Origin of the sequence: Shewanella inventionis, from assembly GCF_014641855.1 — a bacterium.
Lineage (GTDB): Bacteria > Pseudomonadota > Gammaproteobacteria > Enterobacterales > Shewanellaceae > Shewanella > Shewanella inventionis.
On the sequence record NZ_BMII01000004.1, the window covers coordinates 20,304 to 42,344 of the forward strand.

Consider the following 22,041-nt stretch of genomic DNA (forward strand, 5'->3'; position numbering starts at 1 on the left):
TTGTGCTGGCTTACAACAAAGATATATTGCAGACTAGCGAAAGCAAAACGCTCAGGCAACAGGCCTTTTGTAAACAGCTGTAAACCTGAGCGTCTTATCACATTGACACTGTAGTGAGTCTATGTGTTTGCCGTAAATAACGACGATTATTTAGCTTTGCTATTGGCAATATTCACTTTCCATATTGCAGGGCCAGTCTCGTGAGCATTAACGCCATTTGAGTCTACCGCAACGGTCACTGGCATGTCTTGCACTTCAAACTCGTAAATGGCTTCCATTCCTAAGTCTTCGAAGGCAACGACGCGTGCTTTTTTAATGGCTTTAGACACTAAATACGCCGCACCGCCCACAGCCATTAAATACACAGCTTTGTGCTTTTTAATCGATGCCACCGTTTCAGGGCCACGCTCAGACTTACCAATCATGCCCATTAGGCCGGTTTTTTCTAGCATCATGTCGGTGAATTTATCCATACGGGTTGCCGTTGTTGGGCCCGCTGGGCCAACCACTTCTTCACGCACTGGATCAACTGGGCCAACGTAGTAAATAAATTTACCTTTAAAATCGACACCTTCAGGTAGACCTTCGCCTGAATCTAATAACGATTGAATGCGCTTATGCGCCGCATCACGGCCGGTTAACATTTTACCGTTAAGCAATAAGGTATCACCGCTCTTCCAGGTTTCGATTTCTGCCTGTGTAATGTTATCTAAATTTACCCGATGGGTGTTCTCGCCCGCTTCGCGCGTGATTTCTGGCCAGTCAGATAAAGAAGGTGGCGCCAATTCAACAGGGCCTGTGCCGTCTAAATGAAAGTGCACATGGCGAGTTGCCGCACAGTTAGGGATCATCACCACAGGCTTTGACGCAGCATGAGTTGGCGCAGATTTGATTTTGATGTCTAACACTGTCGTTAAGCCACCTAAACCTTGGGCACCTATGCCTAAGTTATTAGCACGCTCAAAAATGTCTAAACGTAATTTTTCTTCACTTGTTTGAGCGCCGCGAGCCATTAACTCATGAATATCAACCGGATCCATTAATGACTCTTTTGCCATTACAGCAGCTTTTTCAGCCGTGCCGCCAATGCCTATGCCGAGCATACCCGGTGGGCACCAACCCGCTCCCATAGTCGGTAAGGTTTTCTCTACCCAAGCTGCAATATCATCAGACGGGTTTAACATCGCCATTTTTGATTTGTTTTCAGATCCGCCGCCTTTAGCTGCAATCATCACTTCAACCTGATTACCAGCAACCATATCAATGTGTACAACCGACGGTGTATTGTCTTTGGTGTTTTTGCGCACGCCAGCGGGATCGGCAACAATCGATGCACGTAATGGGTTATCTGGATTAGTGTATGCACGGCGTACACCTTCATCGACCATTTCTTGTACTGTCATATCGGTTTTGTCCCACTGTACCGACATACCAATTTTTACAAATGTGGTGACAATCCCCGTGTCTTGACACAACGGACGCTTACCTTCGGCAGACATACGCGAGTTAATCAAAATTTGTGCGATCGCATCTTTAGCGGCAGCGCTTTGCTCACGTTGGTATGCATTGTACATCGCATCAACAAAGTCTTTAGGGTGATAGTAAGAAATGTACTGTAGTGAATCTGCGATACTTTCAATAAAATCAGCCTGTTTTATCACAACAGGAGAATTAGAATGAGTTGTAGGGGTATTGCTCGACATAGTGGGCGCTCCAGCAGCCATTGCGGCCTAACATTATTATCTTTAACACACAGTTGGGTATTATCTATGAATCGCTCAAATAAATGACGACTCATTAGACGCTTACCAAACTGAGGTTAACTATTTAGACCAATATGATACTCTTTCCATCCTTTTTGGGCTACATCACATTTTTAGATAAGGGTCATCGATGTTTGCGCGGGCAAAAAATGCACTTTATGGGCAAAAATTAGATTGGCAAATTGAGACAAAACAACTGTTTGCATTATTTTGTGACACCCCATGGGCGATGTTACTCGACTCAGCTCATGCCGCTCATGCCGATGCTAAGTATGATGTTATTGCCATTAATCCCATCGCCACATTAACCAGTGATGAGGGCAAGTGTCAGTTTACTGCAATTGATCCTAATATTGCGCAGCTCAACATCGCCTTTGCTGATGCACAAACGCCACTTGAAACCTTAGCCCATATCCACCATTTACTTTATCCCGCGGTTCAAGCATGTGAACACCCTTTTAGTGTCGGTGCAGTTGGTGCTTGGGGTTATGATTTGGGTCGCAGCATTGAAAAACTGCCTGAAATAGCCAACAAAGATATTCACTTAAAAGAGATGAATATAGGATTTTATGATTTCTGCCTGCTCTACAGCTATGAGGAAAAATCTTGGTATGCATATCATTTTAATGGAAAATCTGCGCTTGATTTTGAGGTGAATTTAATTCACTCAAAAATACAATCTAAACACAAAGATAATGTAGATGCTCACGTCGGCGCACAAGATTTTAGCTTAACATCAGCATGGAAAAATCAAATAACAGAGCAAGAATACCAGCGTAAATTTGCTCAGGTGCAGCAATATTTACTCAGCGGTGACTGCTATCAAATCAATTTAACCCAGCGCTTTGAAGCGCAATATCAAGGTGACGAATGGCAAGCGTATTGTGCATTGTCTTGTGCTAACCAAGCGCCCTTTTCTGCATTTATGCGTTTACCTGAGCATTGTGTACTATCCATTTCGCCTGAACGCTTTATCCGCTTACAGCATAATGTTATCGAAACCAAACCCATCAAAGGCACCTTGCCACGTAATATTGACCCTAGCTTAGACTTGCTTGCAGCTGACACATTACGTGGATCTGAGAAAGATCGCGCCGAGAATGTCATGATTGTGGATTTACTGCGTAACGACATTGGTAAAGTCGCCGCAGCTGGCAGTGTTAAGGTGCCGTCGTTATTTGCAATTGAAAGCTTTCCTGCTGTACATCATTTAGTGAGCACGGTAACAGCCACACTGGCAGCGGATCATAACGCCTTTGATTTACTCCAGGCCGCCTTTCCTGGCGGTTCGATTACCGGCGCCCCCAAAATACGCGCCATGCAAATTATCGAAGAGTTAGAACCATCAAGACGAAACCTGTATTGCGGCAGTATTGGTTACATCAGCCAGGACGGCAATATGGACACCAGCATTACCATTCGCACCTTAGTGACCGAGCAAAACAACATATATTGTTGGGCGGGCGGCGGTATTGTGGCCGATTCTGATGCAAAAGCGGAATATCAAGAAAGCTTTGATAAAGTCAGTAAAATCTTGCCCTTGTTAGAGAATCTGAATAAACAATAATACGCTGATATTTTCTAAGCCGTTAAATCTCAGTACTTAATTGAGCCAAAAAGCTTTTCATATACTTAATTCTTTTGCTGGCTTCTATTTTTGCAGATTCGGTGTGCATGGTGTCAGCAAGCTTAAATAATTTTGTGAAGAAGTGGTCAATCGCAAAAAGCCGATCATTGGCTTGTCTGTTGATACAAAATGGGTCATCTACATGGTATAAGCTCACACCAAGGCTGGTGCTGACTTGAAGACACCTTGCAATGCCAATGGCCCCTAATGCATCTAGCCTGTCGGCATCTTGAACTATTTGAGCTTCGAGACTTTGTGGCTTAATATTGGCACTGTAACTGTGGGCGACAATCGCATGGTGAATGGCGGGCAGTAGTGTTTTGGGATAGTCAATATTGCGCAAAAACGCGATCGCTTTATCTGCCGCAAAACGAGAGCTCTGAGCACGGTCTGGATGATTTTTAGCAAACGAAAAACAATCGTGTAAATAGGCTGCGGGTACCACAACGTCCATGTTTGCACCTTCACTTAAGCATAACGATTTGGCCATGTTAACGACTCTACACACATGACGAATATCATGGGCTAAATCTTGTTGCATTTCTATTTTAATAAATTCAATCAATTGATCTTCATATTGTTCGATCATGCTATTCCTTGCGCGGCTCACTGATTTATAGTTTCTACTCATATTGGCAATGTATAAAACCAATGCCATACATCAAAGCATGCTAATGACTGATTAGCCACAATAAAACCCTTTTTCTGTTAAAGCATACACAAACAAATAAAAACCAAAATTCAGGTTATTTCTATGACTAAACACGCCATGGCGAAATAAAGGCTCATAATTTTTGACCGATTGTTCAAAATAATGTTGAGCGTTCACTCAAAATCTGTTTCAATATTAGCCCTAATAGAAAAGGAGTGACTCATGCTTAAGTTTTTTTTCCATCCAGGCCCTAACCCAATGAAAGTTGCATTGTTTCTTGCCGAAACCGGTTTACCTTTTGAACTGGTGCCTGTTGATACCCTTAAAGGTGAGCAACATACTGCTGAATTTAAAGCGATTAACCCAAATGCTAAAACCCCTGCAATTGAAGACAATGGCGTCAGAGTATTCGATTCAAACGCGATTTTATTATACTTAGCTGAAAAGTCTGGTCAGCTTTTAGGTAAAGCTGAAGACCGCGGTGAACTGCTATCATGGTTAATGTTTGTTGCAACTGGTCTTGGCCCTTTTTCTGGTCAATGTGTGCACTTTAGACACCATGCGCCTGAGAAAATTGCTTATGCCACTAACCGATATTTACGTGAAGCCCAACGCCATTATGAAGTGTTAAACGAACATTTAGCGGGTCGTCAATACCTGGTCGGCAATGAATACACTATTGCTGATGTATCTGCTTGGGGCTGGATTGACAAAGCAACGGTAGTACTAGGCGAAGAAGGCTTAACACCTTACCCTCATTTACAGCGCTGGTTTGAGAGCATAAGTTCACGACCAGCCGTTGAAACTGCCCGTAACCTCGGTAAAGATATTGCTTTTAAAGGTGAGTTTGATGAAGAAGCAAAACGAGCTTTCTTCCCGCAAAATTTCCCAAAAGCTTAACTAAACCAATATTCAGTTAACAAGCTCAAGTCATTAAAAACGCGTATTGCTTTGCATTACGCGTTTTTATTTAGCCATTTTCACCATAAAGTCCACAACGCGATGAGTGAGGTAATCAATATGCCACGTTGTGATTATTTACTGCTGATATTGCACAATTTAACTTGTTCTTATGAGGTAATTTTTCTACTGTTACTGTAGCGTTTAAATATGATTATCAATGAGGTAAATCATGAATACTCACTTACATCATCAAGTTAACCAATGGTTTGAACAAGACCCCGACCCAAAAACCCAACGGGCTTTAAAAATCCTGATTGATAACCAAGATGAAAGCACGTTAACAGATATGTTTTCTGGGCGTTTAGCGTTTGGCACTGCAGGACTTAGAGGTGTCGTAGGTCCTGGTCCCATGGCCATGAACCGCTTAGTTGTTAGGCAAACTACCGCAGGTTTGGGGGCATATTTATTATCACAAATAAGTTACGCCGCTTCGCGCGGTGTAATTATTGGGTATGACGGTCGCCATGATTCATACACTTTTGCCCATGATGCTGCTAGCGTGCTCACCGCAATGGGCTTTACCGTTCGATTAACAGCGCAGGTTGCACCAACGCCACTCGTGGCATTTGGGGTAAAACACTTTAATGCAGCAGCCGGTATTGTCGTTACAGCGAGTCATAACCCACCACAGTACAACGGTTATAAAGTGTATTGGGAAAATGGCGCACAGATTATTCCACCGCACGATTCAGGTATTGCAGCCAGAATTGAGCATGCAGCAACTCAAACGATCCCATTTATGGATTTGGAACTGGCTGAAGAGCAAGACAAACTCATTTGGCTCAAAGATGAGTTTTATCAAACTTATCGTCATGGCATACACAATGCGACTATTTTACAACAGCATGCCAACACAAGTAAGGTCAGTTTAGCCTACACCGCCATGCATGGCGTGGGCGCTAATATGGCTGAAGCGGTGTTACACGATGCAGGCTTTAAACAAGTTTATTCTGTAGAAGCTCAACGCGAGCCAGATGGCGACTTTCCCACCGTCAACTTCCCAAACCCTGAAGAAGAAGGCGCAATGGATTTAGTCATAGCAGAAGCGAACAAGCATCGAGCCATGCTGGCTTGCGCTAACGATCCAGATGCTGACCGCTTTGCTGTTGCGGTACGTACTTCTGATAATGACTATAAAATGTTAACTGGCGATCAGGTAGGCGTATTACTTGGCGAATATTTGTTATCAAACGCACCAGCACATCAACGTTTAGTCGGCACGACGATTGTCTCTTCAAGTTTATTGTCTAAAGTCGCTCAGTCGTTTCATGCAAGCTGTTATACCACGCTCACCGGATTTAAATGGTTAATGAATGTGGGCATAAACAGATGCGAAGCTGATAACCAATTTTTATTTGCCTATGAAGAGGCCCTTGGTTATACCGTAGGCAGTATGGTATGGGACAAAGACGGCTTGTCAGCCCTGGTTGCTTTTGCTCAAATGTGCGCAAAACTGGCAGAAAAAGGCCAAACAGTTTGGGATAAGTTAGAGCAAATTTATCGCCAACATGGCTTTCACTTAAATGCACAGATAAGTATTGCCCTTAAACCTGACACGCCAAATATTGGCGAGTATTTACGTCAACAACCACCTGAAAAAATTGCCGATTATACGGTGCAGTTCTGGGATGACTTGAGCCAATCACGTCGTACATTTTGCGATGGTAGCACCGCTGTGATTGATTTACCTAAAAGCGATGTATTGATTTACAGTTTAGAAAATGACGCCAGAGTGATAGTGAGACCCTCGGGGACTGAGCCTAAAATTAAGTGTTATTACGAAGTGGTAGAAAGCATGGATGAAACAGATACCTGGGCCACAGCACAAATGCGCGCTCAACAAACAATGGCAAACTTTATTAAAGCTCATCAAGCCAGTTTGCCTGAGTAATATATTTATATTTAATGGGCAAATGTTAAACACCTGTTACATTTAACAGGTGTTACCACTTGTTTAAAACATTAATTTAACACATTGTGATCATTAAAAAAATTCACTATAACTGTGTGTCATTAGTTATGCATCTTTAAACTAATTGACAATAGATTAAACTGATCTATTAAACGGTGAATTTACTCTATAATGTTATAAAAATTATCATAACGTTATAGCAGGATGATGAAATGTATAAAAGTCTCGTTAGTGTGGCCGTTGCTGCAAGTATCACAGTCCCAACAGCGTTCGCTGCACAAGAAGGTGAGAATTTAGAACGTATTCAGGTAGTTGGCTCGCGCATTGCACTGCGAACAGCAACTGATAGCCCGACGCCAGTGGACATTATTACTGCTGAGCAACTCGAAGCCACAGGTATAACAGAAACCGCAAAGGCACTGCAATTTGCAGCCCCAAGTTACAGCTTCCCTTTTTCTTCAATTACCGATGGTAGTGATGCGGTTCGTCCTGCCAGTTTGCGCGGAATGTCGCCTGATCACACCCTAGTGTTAGTCAATGGTAAACGTCGCCATGGTTCTGCACTAGTTCATTTATCAGGAACTGTGGGTAAAGGCTCTTCAAACGTTGACCTCAACGCAATACCAATGACAGCCATTAAGCGTATTGAAATTTTGCGCGACGGCGCATCTGCACTATATGGTTCGGACGCCATTGCTGGTGTGATTAACGTTGTGCTTAAAGACAGCGACGAAGGTGGCAGCATATCAACCCAAATTGGTCAAACCTATGAAGGTGACGGCGAACAAGTCCGTGTGGGTGTTAACCAAGGTTTTAGTATTAGCGATGATGGTTTTGTTAACGTATCGCTTGAAGCCCATCAAAAGAACGCCACAAACCGTGCAGGCCTGGACTCTCGCCAACAATATCCTACATTAGATGACGGCAGTTTAGACCCTCGCGAAGAAACCTTTGATCGGCAAAACCACCATGTTGGCGACAGTGATTATGATAACTACGGTTTATTTGCCAATGCCGAGCAAGCCATTTCAGACACCAGTAAAGTGTATGCATTTGGTGGAATAAGCAAGCGCAACTCAACTTCTGGTGCATTTTATCGCCGTGCGATAGATTCTCGTAATATCATTGAAGTCTATCCAGACGGATATTTACCGCAAATTAGCCCTGAAATTATCGATTTTTCTTTGTTACTTGGTTACGACTTTGAAATTGGTAAATGGACGATTGATGCCTCAGCAGGCTTTGGCAGTAACAGCTTTGAGTATAACGTTGAAAACACCATTAATGCTTCGTTAGGTCCCACCAGCCCGACGGATTTTTATGCAGGCACCCTGTCAAATAGCGAACTCAATTTAACGTTAGATGCGTCAACTTATTACGACTTTTATAATGACTCTGAATTGATGGTAGCCACAGGTGTGACGTTCCGCGAAAGTGGTTATGAAATTGAAGCAGGCCAAGAAGAGTCGTACATTCAAGGTGATTATGAAGGTAAAGCGGGTGGCAGCCAGGGTTTTGGCGGCTTTACTGAAGAGTCTGAAGTGAATGAAGATCGCACCAATGTTGGTTTGTATATAGAACTTGAAAACCAATTAACTAACGAATTTTATTGGGCGGCTGCTGTACGCTATGAAGATTATTCTGATTTTGGTAGCAACACCAGTTGGAAGTTGTCTGGGCGTTATGATCTCACCGATAAGTTAGCGTTTCGTATAACCACTGATACAGGTTTCCGCGCGCCAAGTGTACAACAGTTATACTTTACTAACGTGTCGACTTTCTTTGATCCTGATCCAGTCACCGGTGAATTTGTGCCTCGAGAATCAGGCACCTTTAACCAACTTTCGCCAATTAAAGAGGCGCTAGGGATCCCTGATCTTAAAGCCGAAATATCACACTCTTACAGTGCAGGCCTAGTGTATAACGGTGATAATGGTTTTACTGCCACATTAGATGCATACCAAATTGATGTAGACGACCGAATTATTTTGTCTGGTTCTGTTGATCAAGAAAGCTCCGCAGTGATAGCTGCAGCTCTTGCAGGGACTAACGCAGAGTCTGCGCGTTTCTTTATGAACGCAGTTGACACCCAAACTCAAGGCGTTGATTTAGTAATGACTCAGCAATTTGACCTGGGACAGTATGGTGATGTGTCAACTAACCTAGCCTACTCATATAAAGAAACAGACATTAAGTCGGTCAACTTACCGTCAATACTCAACGGTTTGGAAAGCGAGTTATTCGACAGAATTGAAGAAATTCGAATGACAGAAGCAACGTCTAAGCATTCTGGCAACATTGGATTTACGCATCAATATGATGACTTTACCACTAACTTACGTTTTAGTTATTTTGGTAAATACACCGTGGGTTATTCAGCAAGTGAAGTTGAATATGATGCAAAATGGACCACAGACTTAAGTACCCGTTATCAAGCGACAGATGCGCTTGCCGTAACACTTGGCGTACAAAACTTGTTTGACACATACCCTGAAAAACGTCCTGAAGACAATAACTTCAATGGTATTTTTGTTTATCCATTAACCAATACACCATTTGGTTTTAACGGTGGTTATTACTACTTAGACCTACGTTATACTTACTAATAAATATATTAACCAACGCTTAGGTTAATAATGTACCAAACAAAAAGCACCGATAATTCGGTGCTTTTTCATTTAAGCCCAACTAACTGTTGTTAACCATACAACTTATCGATGTATTCTTGAGCGACACTGTCCCAGGTAAAGCGTTGCTGTGCGGCCTTTTGTGCTACTTTTTTCCATTGAGGCGTGTCATACAGTGCCAACACTTCGCTTAAACGCATCACTAATGCGCTGCCCTGTTGTAACAATGACTCACCAGTAAACGCCCAGCCACTCTCATTATCAATAATGGTGTCTTTTAATCCACCCACGGCATGCACTAAACAAGGCTGACCTGCCCTCATCGCCAACATTTGGCTGATGCCACAAGGTTCAAATGAACTTGGCATTAAAAATAAATCACCTAATTGATATAACTCGTCAGACACTGATTCATTATAACCATGAATAAACAGCAGATTGTCATACTTTGCAGCAATCGTTTGCAGGTGTGCTGCAATGTGTTTATCACCACTGCCTAATAGCCAAAACACCCCGTTGGATTGTTGTTTTTTTAGGGTGCGAAGTAATGCCTCCAGTACAGTGATGGATTGCTGATGCCCATGACCATCAACATAGGGTTGTAATAAAATCAGCACTTTTTGTTCAGTTAAGCGCCCAACCGATGTCAACAGAAACGGGATTTGCAATGTATCTTCTCGTAACAGTTTGACACTCAATTGTGATAAACGATTCAACGCAATACTATCAATGGCGCTGACATGAGCAACATTGGCTTGCCAGCTTAACACGGCATTTTGTGCATTCGTCAGTAACTGAATATACGAGTCACGGTCTTTGGTTTCGCGTTGATGATTGTCATACACACAACCATTAATAATGCCAACCAAATCATCTTGCTGTGCTTTAACGGCTAAATCACCTTCAAGGCCTTCACCACCAAAAAAGCCTTTGCCATGATTGGATGCCATTAGCACTTCCTTGGCATAACTTGGCGACACTAAATGGACTTTATCAGACAGGACAATTCCCATACGCATTGGATTAATACAATTATCGTATCGCGGGTCAAATATGCTGACTTTAGCAATGGCTTTAAGCTGATATGCGTATTGAGGAAACCAGGCAGCAAATGAAGATTCATCGCCACTAAACGGCCTGATCCCTTGCAAGGCTAAGTTATGAATAGTATATACACAGGCGATGTCATTGAGACGCTCAAACTCATTAACGCATTGCCTTAACATGGCCACCATAGCCGCATGCCAATCATGCAAATGAAGCACCTGGTAACGAGGCAGAATATTGTCAACTAAGCAAGTCGCCACGGCCAAAGAGAATAAAGCAAATTTAGTTGCATCATCGGCAAAAGGTCTGTCATGTGCTCCGTTACAATACACTTGCCCATTATGATTAAATAACGGGTGGTCGAACAAATACACCATAGGTGGATTTTGCTGTAATTGCTCTGGCAGTAAATGATCACCGGGAAGAGAATGAATGGCTAATACATCGTCTTTGTGAGCAGGCCTTGGCATGCAAAACACCTTGATATGATGTTCCGCACCCGAAAAATGAACACTAATATTGGCATAATGCTTTGCATGATAATGCCCAGCCAAAAAGCCATAATTTGGCATGGCCACATCGGCTATAACACCACATTGCGCCAAAGCAGGCGGTAAATCGCGGATCACATCCGCCATACCGCCCACCTTCGCCCCATGTAATGCATCGTTTTCTGCCGCCACCAGCAAAACACGTTTTACATTTTCTTGGGTCATTCGGGGTCCTTATTCGTAACCAACAGCTAAACCTAACATTTTACGCGTCACCAAGGTAATCCCTTTTTCTGACACCCTAAAGCCTCTCGCCCTATCGTGGTCTTGGTTGTATCCAATAACCATTCCGTCAGGAATAATGCAACCACGGTCAATAATTGCGTTTTGAATTTTGCAATTTTTTAATACCACAACATCGGGCAGCAGCACAGAATCTTTAACAAACGAGTAGGAACACACTCTGACTTCATCAAACAACACACTGCGTTTAACTTTGGCACCAGAAATAATGCATCCGCCAGACACTATCGAATCAACAGCCATACCACGGCGATCTTCATCGTCAAATACAAATTTTGCAGGTGGTAATTGTTCTTGATATGTCCAAATTGGCCATTTAGCATCGTATAAATTTAACTGTGGTGTCGGTGATAACAGCTCCATGTTAGCTTGAAAAAATGAATCTAATGTACCAACATCACGCCAGTAAGCGGGTTCTTCAGGTACTGCACTGGTGAACGGATACGCAAACACATTAAACTGCTCAATAATGGCTGGAATGATGTCTTTACCAAAGTCTCGATCTGAATTTTCGTTTTTAGCGTCTTTCTTTAGCTGGTCAAATAAAAACTTAGTGTTGAATACATAATTACCCATCGAAGCAAGGCATTTTTCTGGATCATTGGGCGTAGGTTTAGGGTTAGCCGGTTTTTCTTCAAAACCAATCACACGCATATTGCCATCAACTTCCATAACACCAAAAGCACCAGCGGCTTCTGCGATCGGCGTTTCTAAGCAACACACTGTCATGTCGGCACCAGACTCAGCATGAGCGGCGAGCAATCCAGCATAATCCATACGATAAACATGATCGCCAGATAAAATCATCACGTATTTGGGGATTTCATGGCGAATAATGTCAATATTTTGAAATACAGCATCTGCAGTGCCTTGATACCAATTACCCGAGGTTTGTTGTGATGCAGGTAAAATCTCGACCGATTCGCCTAGTTCTTTTTTAAAATGGCCCCAACCACGAGTAACGTGACGAATGAGTGAGTGTGATTTGTATTGAGTCACCACACCAACACGGCGAATACCTGAGTTAATACAGTTAGACAGTGGAAAGTCGATAATGCGAAATTTTCCGCCGAAGTATAAGGCGGGTTTTGCACGCCAATCGGTTAACTCATATAAGCGCGAGCCCCGGCCGCCGGCTAAAATGATTGCATAGGTATCACGAGTTAAATTACTAATATAACGAACATTACTCATAAACAGACTCCATTCGGCTTTATAGTTAAGCCACGATTAATAAGCATATATCCACGCCTTGCTGTACAACTTGGCGATGCTGCCATCGCCTCCTTGTTTTACTTTTTCATCCAGATATCATCGCGATAACCTGAAATGGTGTTATCACTCGAAAAACGCCCGCTGGCTGCGCTATTTCGAATACTGATTTGTTGCCATTTAGCTTGATCTAAATAAGTCGCAGACACGTTTTCTTGGGCGATTCGATAGCTGTCAAAATCTGCTGCGGTCATCCACTGATCAAAAGGATCAACAATGGATGCGATAATGTGATCAAATATGCCGGGTTCAACTAAATTGAAATGACCACTTTTTAGCATGTTCATTACCCCTGTTAGGGCTTCTGACTCAGCAATTATCTGTTGTGGTTGGTAATGTGCTTTAGTTTGTGCCACTTCTTGGGCATTTAAACCAAATAAGAAGAAGTTATCTTTACCAACCTCTTCTAGCATTTCAATATTAGCGCCATCAAGCGTGCCAATGGTTAATGCACCGTTCATCATAAACTTCATGTTACCAGTGCCTGAGGCTTCTTTACCTGCGGTTGAAATTTGTTCTGACAAATCGGTGCCTGGGCAAATTTTCTCCATTGCACTGACGTTATAGTTGGGTAAAAATGCCATTCTAAGATAAGGGGTAACTAAAGGATCCGAATTGACCATGTGAGCCACATTATTGGCTAATTTAATGATTTGCTTGGCCATGGCATAACCAGGTGCAGCTTTACCGCCTATTAACACACAGCGGGGAGCCATACCTTGGGTGTCGCCATTTAAAATGCGGCGGTATAAATGGATAACATGCAAAATATTAAGTAACTGGCGCTTGTATTCGTGTATACGTTTAACCTGCACATCAAACATCATTTGTGGGTCAAATGTAACGCCACATTGTTGTTCTACAAATTCACTTAATGCTTGTTTGTTGGTTAATTTAATCTCAGCCCATTCTTTGACAAAGGCCTTGTCGCTGGTAAAAGCATTGAGCGCGGCAAGATGGGTCAAGTCTGTAATCCATTCTTTGCCTAATCGACGGGTAATTAAGCCTGAGAGTTTAGGATTACAATATGCAAGCCAGCGTCTTGGCGTTACACCGTTGGTTTTATTGTTAAATTTATGCGGCCATAGCTGATAAAAATCGCTAAACAAACCTTGCTTGAGCAGTTCAGTGTGCAGCCCTGCAACACCATTGACAGAAAAACTGGCCACTATCGCTAAATACGCCATGCGAATTTGTTGTTCTGGGCCTTCTTCTATAATTGACATATCGGCCAATTTTTGAATATTACCAGGCCAATGATGCGCTACTAACTCCAAGTATCTTGCGTTGATTTCAAAAATAATTTCAACAATACGCGGCAGCATATTTTTCATCATCGGCACTGGCCAGCGCTCTAATGCTTCTGGTAATAACGTATGGTTGGTATACGCCATAGAACGGCTGGTAATATCCCATGCCTCATTCCAGCCCAATCCATACTTGTCCATTAATAAACGCATTAACTCAGGTACGGCAATACTGGGATGAGTATCATTTAACTGCATAACATTGCGACGACTAAATTCACTGAAGTCTTCACCGTATTGGTCTACATATCGAGCCAGTAAATCTTGCAAACTGGCAGACGATAAAAAGTACTGCTGCCTTAACCTTAACTCTTTACCATTGACGCTGGCGTCGTTGGGGTATAACACCATGGTAATTTGTTCTGCTAGGTTTTTGGTCGCCACCGCTTCTGCATAATCACCATCATTAAATTCTTCTAAATCGAATTCATCGTTGGCTTCGGCTTTCCATAAACGTAAGGTGTTAATCCGGCCATTATTAAAGCCTGGAATTGGCATATCATAAGGAACAGCGAGCACATTTTGTGTATTAGTCCATACATGATGACGGCGCCCATCTTTGTCTACATAGGTTTCGGTATGACCAAAAAATGGTACCGTCACAATACGGTTTGCAATGCGAACCTCCCATGGATTGCCGTGACGCAACCAACGATCTGGACGTTCAACCTGATAGCCATCAATGATTTTTTGTACAAACATGCCATATTGGTAACGAATACCATAGCCGGTTACAGACAAGTCAAGACACGCACAGCTGTCTAAAAAACACGCAGCGAGGCGACCTAACCCACCATTGCCCAAACCTGCATCGTGCTCGACCTGCTCAAGATCTTCTAATGTGGTGGCGTAATCGGTTAGTACCTTTTGGGCTTCGTCGGTAAGATCTAAGCTAAGTAATGCATTACCTAACGCGCGGCCCATTAAAAACTCCAATGACAAATAAGCAATCTGCTTTTGCTGATATTGATTGTCTTTAATGCGTGTTTCTCGCCAATTGTCGAGCATTTGCTCTTTGACACTTTCTGCAACCGCAGTAAATAACTCCTCTTTTTCGTGTTCATCGCGGCAAAGGCCATAGCGAATATGGCGAGCAAGAGAAGCCCCTAGAGTGTCACACGGCTCACAAGGCTCCGATGTTTGTACAACTGAGGTTGCAGGCTTAGTTGTTTTAGTGGTCTTTTTACGTGTCGTCGTGGCTTTTTTCACGCTGGCGCTTTCTTTAGCTGTGGTCATCCATCACTCCTTGGTAAATTCGGTATGAAATAACATTAAACTGCGGTCCATTAATACAAGTTGTTGGCTAGCATCAACCTCAGGCTCAGACGCTTGGGTATGCAATAAACAATGCCAATGCCTTAAATGCGCAAATTGAGGTAATGTAAAGGTGTGCGATTGGCTATCAGCATTAATCATTAGCAGCAATGCTTCAGTGCTTTCGGGCACAGCGCCAATATCAGCATGACCTAAATTACCTGTCACAATCACACTCAATGTACGAGTATGGTGTTCACACCAATGGGATTTTGTCATCGCTTCACCCTGGCGATTAAACCAAGCTAATCCGTTGTCGAATAAGGCTTCTGGTTTATGAATAAAGGCCTGATGGCATAACATTGGAAACCGTTTGCGTAGGGTAATTAACTGAGCCGTAAAGTTAACCAATGCCCAATCGATGTTGTCCCAGTTGAACCAACCAATGGGATTATCTTGGCAATAAGCGTTGTTGTTACCTTGCTGGCTTTGTCCAGACTCATCTCCGGCAAGCAACATAGGTACACCTTGTGATAGCAGCAAACAGGTCAATAGGTTGCGTTTTTGACGATCGCGAATCGCGTTAATTTCGGCATCATCCGTTTCGCCCTCTACACCATAATTATCACTGCAGTTTTCTTGGTGACCGTCGCGATTATCCTCACCATTGACCAGATTATGGCGATCGCGATAACTGACCAAGTCGTGCAAGGTAAATCCATCATGACTGGTAATAAAATTAATACTGGCTGAAGGACCACGGCCATTATGTTCAAAAAAGTCGCTTGAACCATGAAATCGTTTAGCAAATTCTGGCAGTAAACCACTGTCACCCCGCCAAAATCGGCGCATTGCGTCACGGTATCTGTCGTTCCATTCACTAAAAGCAACCGGATAGTTTCCAAGTTGGTAACCGCCCGGCCCTATGTCCCAAGGCTCGGCAATGAGCTTAACTTTACACAATATTGGATCTTGAGTAATGGCATCAAAAAAACCACTGCCAGGGTCAAAACCATATACCTCACGTCCAAGACAACTGGCTAAATCAAAACGAAAACCATCAACGCCCATCACCTCAACCCAATAACGTAATGAGTCCATCACTAACATAAGCACTTGTGGATGGTTTAAGTTAAAGGTGTTACCACAACCGGTATCGTTAATATTAAAACGTTTATCGTTAGGCAATAATCGATAATAACTGGCGTTATCTATACCTCTAAAACTGTAAGTTGGCCCAAGATGATTACCCTCTGCAGTGTGGTTAAACACCACATCGAGTATCACTTCGATACCAGCTTGATGCAGCCTCGATACCATGTGCCGAAACTCGGCTATGTCACCTGTTTTATCCGCTATATAGGCATTGTGTGGCGCCATAAATGTAATGCTGTTGTAGCCCCAATAATTATTGAGTTTTTTTTCTGTCAAAAATGGTTCATCAAAAAAACCATGTACTGGCAACAGTTCTACACAGGTGATGCCCAGGTTTTGCAAGTAATCTATGACGACTTGGCTGGCAAGGCCGGCAAATGTACCTTGTTTAGTCGGGGCGATTTGAGGGTGCAGCTTAGTAAAGCCTTTTACATGGGTTTCAAATAACACACTTTTATTTAATGGTTTAGCTAATGGCGCAATGGGAATCTCGGCAGAAAAATCGCAATTCACCACCTGACATTTAGGCATGTAAGCGGCACTGTCTTGGACATCAAAAGACAAGTCTTGGTTTTTGTCTGTGACATCGTATCCGTACAATGCAGGATGTTGGATCACCTTACCGACAAGCTTTTTGGCATATGGGTCAAGTAATAATTTATGATGATTAAAACGATGACCTAACTCTGGTTGATAAGGGCCAAAAACACGATACCCATACAATAATCCAGCTTTTGCCCCTTTAAGATGGCAATGCCAAATTTGGCGAGTATTTTCACGCATCACATATTGTGCAACTTCAACCTGGCCGCTAGGGTCAAACAAGCACAGCACCACTTTAGTGGCATTAGCCGAAAACAACGAGAAATTTACCCCGTTATTGTCGAGCGTTGCCCCTAATGGATATGGGTAGCCACTGGTCATTTCCATAACAAAACCCTGTAAGTTAGCAATCTAACGAGCGTCATGAGCCTTTATTCAGCCTCAACCAAAGACTCTGGTACAAAATAAGCACAACCCAATGGTGGTACTGAAATCACGATGCTATTTTCCATGCCTTGCCACTGTGTAGATGAGGTAATACACATTCCATCATTGATGACATGACTGCCGCCGTAATGGCCATGATCACTGTTAAGTATTTCGATGTAGTTATCACAACTTGGCACCCCAACACGAAAACCGTGGTGCACTTGCGGTGACATATTGACCACGATAATGACGTGCTGTTGCTTATCTTTGGCATAACGGCAATAAACCAAAATGTTGTTGTCTGCATTATTGCAATCAAACCAGGCAAAACCGTCACTTTGATGATCGCATTCATAGAGTGCAGGTGTTTGTAGATAGCACTGGTTAAGATCACGAACCCAATCTTGAATACCTTGATGCGGTGTATATTCGAGTAAATGCCAATCAAGGCTTTGGTTATGATCCCATTCATTGCGTTGAGCAAACTCATTGCCCATAAACAACAGTTTTTTACCCGGATGCGACCACATAAACCCATAATAGGCTCGTAAGGTCGCAAATTTTTGCCAGTCATCGCCGGGGATTTTATGCAACACGGAGCCTTTACCGTGCACAACTTCATCGTGGCTAAGTGACAATATAAACTGCTCTGTAAAGGCATAAACAAGGCTAAAGGTCAGTTCGCCATGGTGATAGCGTCGGTAGAGCGGATCGCAACTTATGTAACGCAAGGTATCGTTCATCCACCCCATGTTCCATTTAAACCCAAAGCCCAGCCCATTATGATCGGTTGATTGAGTTACACCGGGCCATGCTGTTGATTCTTCAGCAATCATGTTGATACCGGGAAAACACTGATACATACGTGCATTTAATTCTTGTAAAAATTGTATGGCTTGAAGATTTTCACGCCCGCCAAATTCATTAGGTACCCATTGATCAGCATTACGGCTGTAATCGAGATACAACATCGATGACACAGCATCTAATCGTAGGCCGTCAAAATGAAATTCATCGAGCCAATAATGGGCATTACTGAATAAAAAGCTGCGCACTTCAGCACGGCCATAATTATAAATGAGGGTATCCCAATCTGGATGCTCACCTTTGCGAGGATCTTCATGTTCGTACAAGCAGCTGCCATCAAAACGAACCAATCCATGAGGATCACGAGGAAAATGGGCAGGCACCCAATCGAGTAAAACAGCAATATCTTGCTGATGACATGCATCAATAAACGCTTTAAGGCCGTTAGCGTCACCAAAGCGATATGTCGGCGCATATAAGCCTACGGGTTGATAACCCCAAGAACCATCGAATGGATATTCACTGATTGGCATTAACTGCAAATGGGTAAACCCCATTTCTTTTACATAAGGCACTAATTCACTGATTAACTGTCCATAATCGGTATATTCCTGCCCTGCCTCACCCGTACGGCGCCATGACGCTAAATGAACCTCATAAATAGACATGGGTTGCTCATGGCTTTTACTGAGCATTCTTTGTTGCAACCAGCCACTATCTTGCCATTGATAGCACTCTTCAGAAGGCGTGATTGAGGCATTATGAGGTGAAGGCTGCATTGACACTGCATAAGGGTCCGATTTAACCAAGGTATGGCCATTTGCATCAGTTATCGCAAATTTATAGTGTTGGCCAGCCTCAACATCGACCACAAAAATATCCCACAAGCCACTGGCAGGATGAAAACGCATAACATGTCGCTTTGCGTCCCACACATTAAAATCACCGATTAGCGCCACTTTTTGTGCATTCGGTGCCCACACACAAAAATGAATGCCCTTTACACCTTGATGTTCACGCCAATTAGCACCTTGAAAACGGTAACCCTGTAATTGACTGCCTTCACCAAATAAGTACACATCTTGCGGATCCAGTAAACTGTCATATTGATAAGGGTCGGTGATGATTTGTTCGCATAATGGATACTGAACTCGCAGAGTATAAGCAAATGGCTTCACTCTTCGGCCCATTTTTCCAGCAAACACACCCTGGTTATCCAGCGGCTCTAAACTGGCCACTTTACGACCATCTTTAGCACTCAATACATCAACCGCGGTTGCGCCAGGAATAAAACAACGAACGATTAACGATTTGCCCTCATTGGCACTGTGCATACCCAGTAAAGAAAACACATCGGTGTATTCACCATTGACTAAAGCGATTTCGCTACCTTGTTCAAAATATGGAGTGGCTACAGTCATATACAATGATCCATTATTGTTCTGAGTTATTGGATAAAGACACATTTGCAGCAAATGAACGGCTGCATGCCTGTCTTGCTAGTTGAATTACTCTGATCCTTTGTTGCACTTTGCTACTTTGAGCAATTTGCTCAATGCTCAGCGGTAATCGTCTCTGCCAGTTAGGGAATTCTTTCCATGTGCCTGGGATATTCACACCGTGTTTGTCTGCGACAAGATCACTAAGTTGGACGCTAAATAATTGCGCATTCCCTTTGGCGACGACATCCAGCCATGCCAAAATGACGCAGTCAAAATCAATTAAATCAATATTTTGCTCCATGCTGGCATCTAATGCACCTTGTCGATTGAGTAAGGCAATAAGCTCAAATTTTTCTTGCTGTCGCTCATCCAAGGCATGTTGTAATTTATCGTCCGAATCAATTAACGCTAACTTGCGTCTTAATTTGAGATCGTCTCCCGTCCACCATGCTGTAATCGTAGGTACATCGTGATTAGCCAACATCATTAAGCTTTGATGTTTGTAATCTCTAGGCGATTTAAATCCATTGTGGTCTTTGCAAAAATAAAATAACTCGTTAGAAAAAATTCCCGCTTTGTGCAATCGAGACACGATTTCCGGCGGCACAATCCCTAAATCTTCACCAATCACAATGCAACGAGCTCGCTGACTTTCAAGGCACACAATAGCCAACAGGGTTTCAACCGGATAATACACATAGCTACCTTGACCCAATTCTTTGTTTAAAGGCCACCACCATAGTCGTAATAGCCCCATGACATGATCAATACGTAATGCACCACAGCTTTGCATATTACTTCTAACCAATTGAATAAAATGGCTAAAATCGTGTTGTTTTAATTTAACAGGATCAAAGGGAGTTAATCCCCAATTTTGGCCTTGTTCAGCAAATGGATCTGGCGGTGCACCAATGCTGGCGTTATCACAAAACATCGCTAAATTTTCACTTACTTCAGCACCATGACTCACCGCACCCACAGCCAAATCCCTAATCAAGCCAATACTCATGCCACATTGTTTTGCATTTAAATGGCAGGCTTCAAGTTGTTCATTTGCCACAAATTGCAGGTACAAATAAAACCCCGCATCTTGATTGAAATATTTTGATGCTAACTTTATTTCACTCTCAACAAACTGCATTAATGCCGGTTTGTCTTTTTCAACAAAAGCTAAATAAGCTGAGCATCTTGCGGTTTCACGTTTAACATGTTCCTGACAAAAAATTTGATACATCTTTTCAAAAATAGCATATTTAGTGCTTTGCACTTCTTGATAATTAATCAATTGAGATTGATTAATGGCATGCTTTTTTTGTAACCATTTTTGGCTAGTTAATTCTGGCTCAATGGCTTTGTATTCATAAACAGATTCAATTTGAATATACAGCGGGTTTAACCGACGACGGTCGGTTGGACTATAAGGGCTGGGATTTTCCGGCTGACTAATATCCAGTGCATGTAACGGATTAAGTAAAATAAAATCTGCACCTGCGTGTGCCGCATAATCGATCAACTCGGCAAGATTGCCAAAATCACCTATGCCCCATTGCTCATCGCTACGTAAGGCATACAACTGTGCATTGATCCCCCAGGGCTGCTGAGTACTGGCCGACACCTGCGCCATACGGCCTTGATAAGCCATTTGAGGCGCGATCATGATTTGCCCATATAAGGTATGAGCGCGAGTGGCATCACCAATAAAAGCCAAACTCAGATGATGGTATCCTAAATGCAAATTGGGCTTATCTAACTGCAACCGATACTGGCAATAGCGCAGACCATTAATGTGGTACTCACCGACAACAGTACACTCATCGCACTTAACCGTTACAGACAAGGTATCAATACTTTCGCCAAATACTGTTAGCTGTATTGGATAGGGGTAGTTTTCTGGTAACTGAATATCAATATGAGGATTATCAATTTCGCACCATTGAAATCGATGTAATGGTACCAACCAAGGAGACACATCAAGTAACTCAATACGTTGAGCGACTTTTTCATCGGTAATTAATCCAGCATATTCGCTGGGATCACATTGATGTTGATTAAATGATGTTGGTAGCAACATCGTGGTTAAAATACCCTGCCTATCCTTAGCAGGAATGTTCACAAGATTACCGAAACAATCGATAAACTCTGCTCCAACGCCTTGCAAATATAGCAACTTCTCAAGTCCCATATTTGTCTTCCCTCGCGATTATTAACTGCATGAAATCCAGCAGATACCATGCCAGTTAATGGTAACAAATTGACTACAGTAAAATGGCAATAACATGACAAGAATATGTTATTTAGAATCATCTAGTTAGTGAAATAATTGCCATTGAAACAACTGTTTAAGACAAGTGTTTACGAAAAACCATTCGCACTAAATTTGTGCAGAAGAGGCAAAAAGAGTGCAGTAAGTTAACTAAAAATTTGATTATTTGCGATAAAATGGCGCA

General features: G+C 42.7%; 12 protein-coding genes. 4 read left to right on the plus strand and 8 right to left on the minus strand.

The window, feature by feature from the left end; genetic code table 11:
• Positions 1 to 146 precede the first annotated feature (146 nt).
• Complete coding sequence (locus IEW93_RS03145; protein WP_188736839.1) at positions 147 to 1,703, minus strand: fumarate hydratase; 1,557 nt, start codon at positions 1,701 to 1,703, stop codon at positions 147 to 149.
• A gap of 190 nt (positions 1,704 to 1,893) precedes the next feature.
• Here IEW93_RS03145 and pabB point away from each other — a divergent pair, with 190 nt between their 5' ends.
• The gene (pabB, locus tag IEW93_RS03150; RefSeq protein ID WP_188736841.1) at positions 1,894 to 3,330 is read left to right on the plus strand and encodes an aminodeoxychorismate synthase component I; all 1,437 of its coding nucleotides are present in this window, start codon (positions 1,894 to 1,896) and stop codon (positions 3,328 to 3,330) included.
• 22 nt (positions 3,331 to 3,352) lie between these two features.
• Here the strand turns inward: pabB and IEW93_RS03155 are convergent, their stop codons facing one another.
• Positions 3,353 to 3,979 (minus strand): HD domain-containing protein, encoded by a 627-nt coding sequence (locus IEW93_RS03155; protein WP_188736843.1) that lies wholly within the window; start codon positions 3,977 to 3,979, stop codon positions 3,353 to 3,355.
• A gap of 285 nt (positions 3,980 to 4,264) precedes the next feature.
• On the opposite strand from IEW93_RS03155, the gene IEW93_RS03160 reads away from it, so the two are divergent.
• The 3 genes from IEW93_RS03160 (at position 4,265) to IEW93_RS03170 (ending at position 9,523) form a co-directional block, all read left to right on the plus strand.
• Positions 4,265 to 4,942, plus strand: coding sequence for a glutathione S-transferase family protein (locus IEW93_RS03160; protein ID WP_188736845.1), 678 nt, complete (start codon positions 4,265 to 4,267; stop codon positions 4,940 to 4,942).
• 232 nt (positions 4,943 to 5,174) lie between these two features.
• Positions 5,175 to 6,896, plus strand: coding sequence for a phospho-sugar mutase (locus tag IEW93_RS03165; protein WP_188736848.1), 1,722 nt, complete (start codon positions 5,175 to 5,177; stop codon positions 6,894 to 6,896).
• 233 nt (positions 6,897 to 7,129) lie between these two features.
• Positions 7,130 to 9,523, plus strand: a complete 2,394-nt coding sequence (locus IEW93_RS03170; RefSeq protein WP_188736850.1) for a TonB-dependent receptor plug domain-containing protein — start codon at positions 7,130 to 7,132, stop codon at positions 9,521 to 9,523.
• Positions 9,524 to 9,615: 92 nt separating this feature from the next.
• Here the strand turns inward: IEW93_RS03170 and IEW93_RS03175 are convergent, their stop codons facing one another.
• From IEW93_RS03175 to malQ, 6 genes are all read right to left on the minus strand, one after another.
• Positions 9,616 to 11,307, minus strand: a complete 1,692-nt coding sequence (locus IEW93_RS03175) for a glycogen synthase (RefSeq protein WP_188736852.1) — start codon at positions 11,305 to 11,307, stop codon at positions 9,616 to 9,618.
• Between the two features lie 9 nt (positions 11,308 to 11,316).
• A complete protein-coding gene (gene glgC, locus IEW93_RS03180; RefSeq protein WP_188736854.1) occupies positions 11,317 to 12,579 on the minus strand; it encodes a glucose-1-phosphate adenylyltransferase in 1,263 nt (420 codons plus the stop codon).
• Positions 12,580 to 12,677: 98 nt separating this feature from the next.
• A complete protein-coding gene (locus IEW93_RS03185; RefSeq protein ID WP_188736857.1) occupies positions 12,678 to 15,200 on the minus strand; it encodes a glycogen/starch/alpha-glucan phosphorylase in 2,523 nt (840 codons plus the stop codon).
• Positions 15,201 to 15,203: 3 nt separating this feature from the next.
• On the minus strand, positions 15,204 to 17,303 hold the full coding sequence (gene glgX / locus IEW93_RS03190; protein WP_188736859.1) for a glycogen debranching protein GlgX: 2,100 nt from the start codon (positions 17,301 to 17,303) through the stop codon (positions 15,204 to 15,206).
• Positions 17,304 to 17,347: 44 nt separating this feature from the next.
• On the minus strand, positions 17,348 to 19,573 hold the full coding sequence (gene glgB, locus IEW93_RS03195; protein WP_188736861.1) for a 1,4-alpha-glucan branching protein GlgB: 2,226 nt from the start codon (positions 19,571 to 19,573) through the stop codon (positions 17,348 to 17,350).
• Positions 19,574 to 19,586: 13 nt separating this feature from the next.
• Complete coding sequence (gene malQ / locus IEW93_RS03200; RefSeq protein WP_188736864.1) at positions 19,587 to 21,776, minus strand: 4-alpha-glucanotransferase; 2,190 nt, start codon at positions 21,774 to 21,776, stop codon at positions 19,587 to 19,589.
• Positions 21,777 to 22,041 lie beyond the last annotated feature (265 nt).

What these genes read in the sequence shown, in the direction of transcription:
- malQ (WP_188736864.1), bottom strand. Translation starts at nt 21,776, where the DNA reads ATGGGACTTGAGAAGTTGCTATATTTGCAAGGCGTTGGAGCAGAGTTT.
- IEW93_RS03145 (WP_188736839.1), bottom strand. Translation starts at nt 1,703, where the DNA reads ATGTCGAGCAATACCCCTACAACTCATTCTAATTCTCCTGTTGTGATA.
- pabB (WP_188736841.1), top strand. Translation starts at nt 1,894, where the DNA reads ATGTTTGCGCGGGCAAAAAATGCACTTTATGGGCAAAAATTAGATTGG.
- IEW93_RS03170 (WP_188736850.1), top strand. Translation starts at nt 7,130, where the DNA reads ATGTATAAAAGTCTCGTTAGTGTGGCCGTTGCTGCAAGTATCACAGTC.
- IEW93_RS03160 (WP_188736845.1), top strand. Translation starts at nt 4,265, where the DNA reads ATGCTTAAGTTTTTTTTCCATCCAGGCCCTAACCCAATGAAAGTTGCA.
- IEW93_RS03185 (WP_188736857.1), bottom strand. Translation starts at nt 15,200, where the DNA reads ATGACCACAGCTAAAGAAAGCGCCAGCGTGAAAAAAGCCACGACGACA.
- glgB (WP_188736861.1), bottom strand. Translation starts at nt 19,573, where the DNA reads ATGACTGTAGCCACTCCATATTTTGAACAAGGTAGCGAAATCGCTTTA.
- IEW93_RS03175 (WP_188736852.1), bottom strand. Translation starts at nt 11,307, where the DNA reads ATGACCCAAGAAAATGTAAAACGTGTTTTGCTGGTGGCGGCAGAAAAC.
- IEW93_RS03165 (WP_188736848.1), top strand. Translation starts at nt 5,175, where the DNA reads ATGAATACTCACTTACATCATCAAGTTAACCAATGGTTTGAACAAGAC.
- IEW93_RS03155 (WP_188736843.1), bottom strand. Translation starts at nt 3,979, where the DNA reads ATGATCGAACAATATGAAGATCAATTGATTGAATTTATTAAAATAGAA.
- glgX (WP_188736859.1), bottom strand. Translation starts at nt 17,303, where the DNA reads ATGGAAATGACCAGTGGCTACCCATATCCATTAGGGGCAACGCTCGAC.
- glgC (WP_188736854.1), bottom strand. Translation starts at nt 12,579, where the DNA reads ATGAGTAATGTTCGTTATATTAGTAATTTAACTCGTGATACCTATGCA.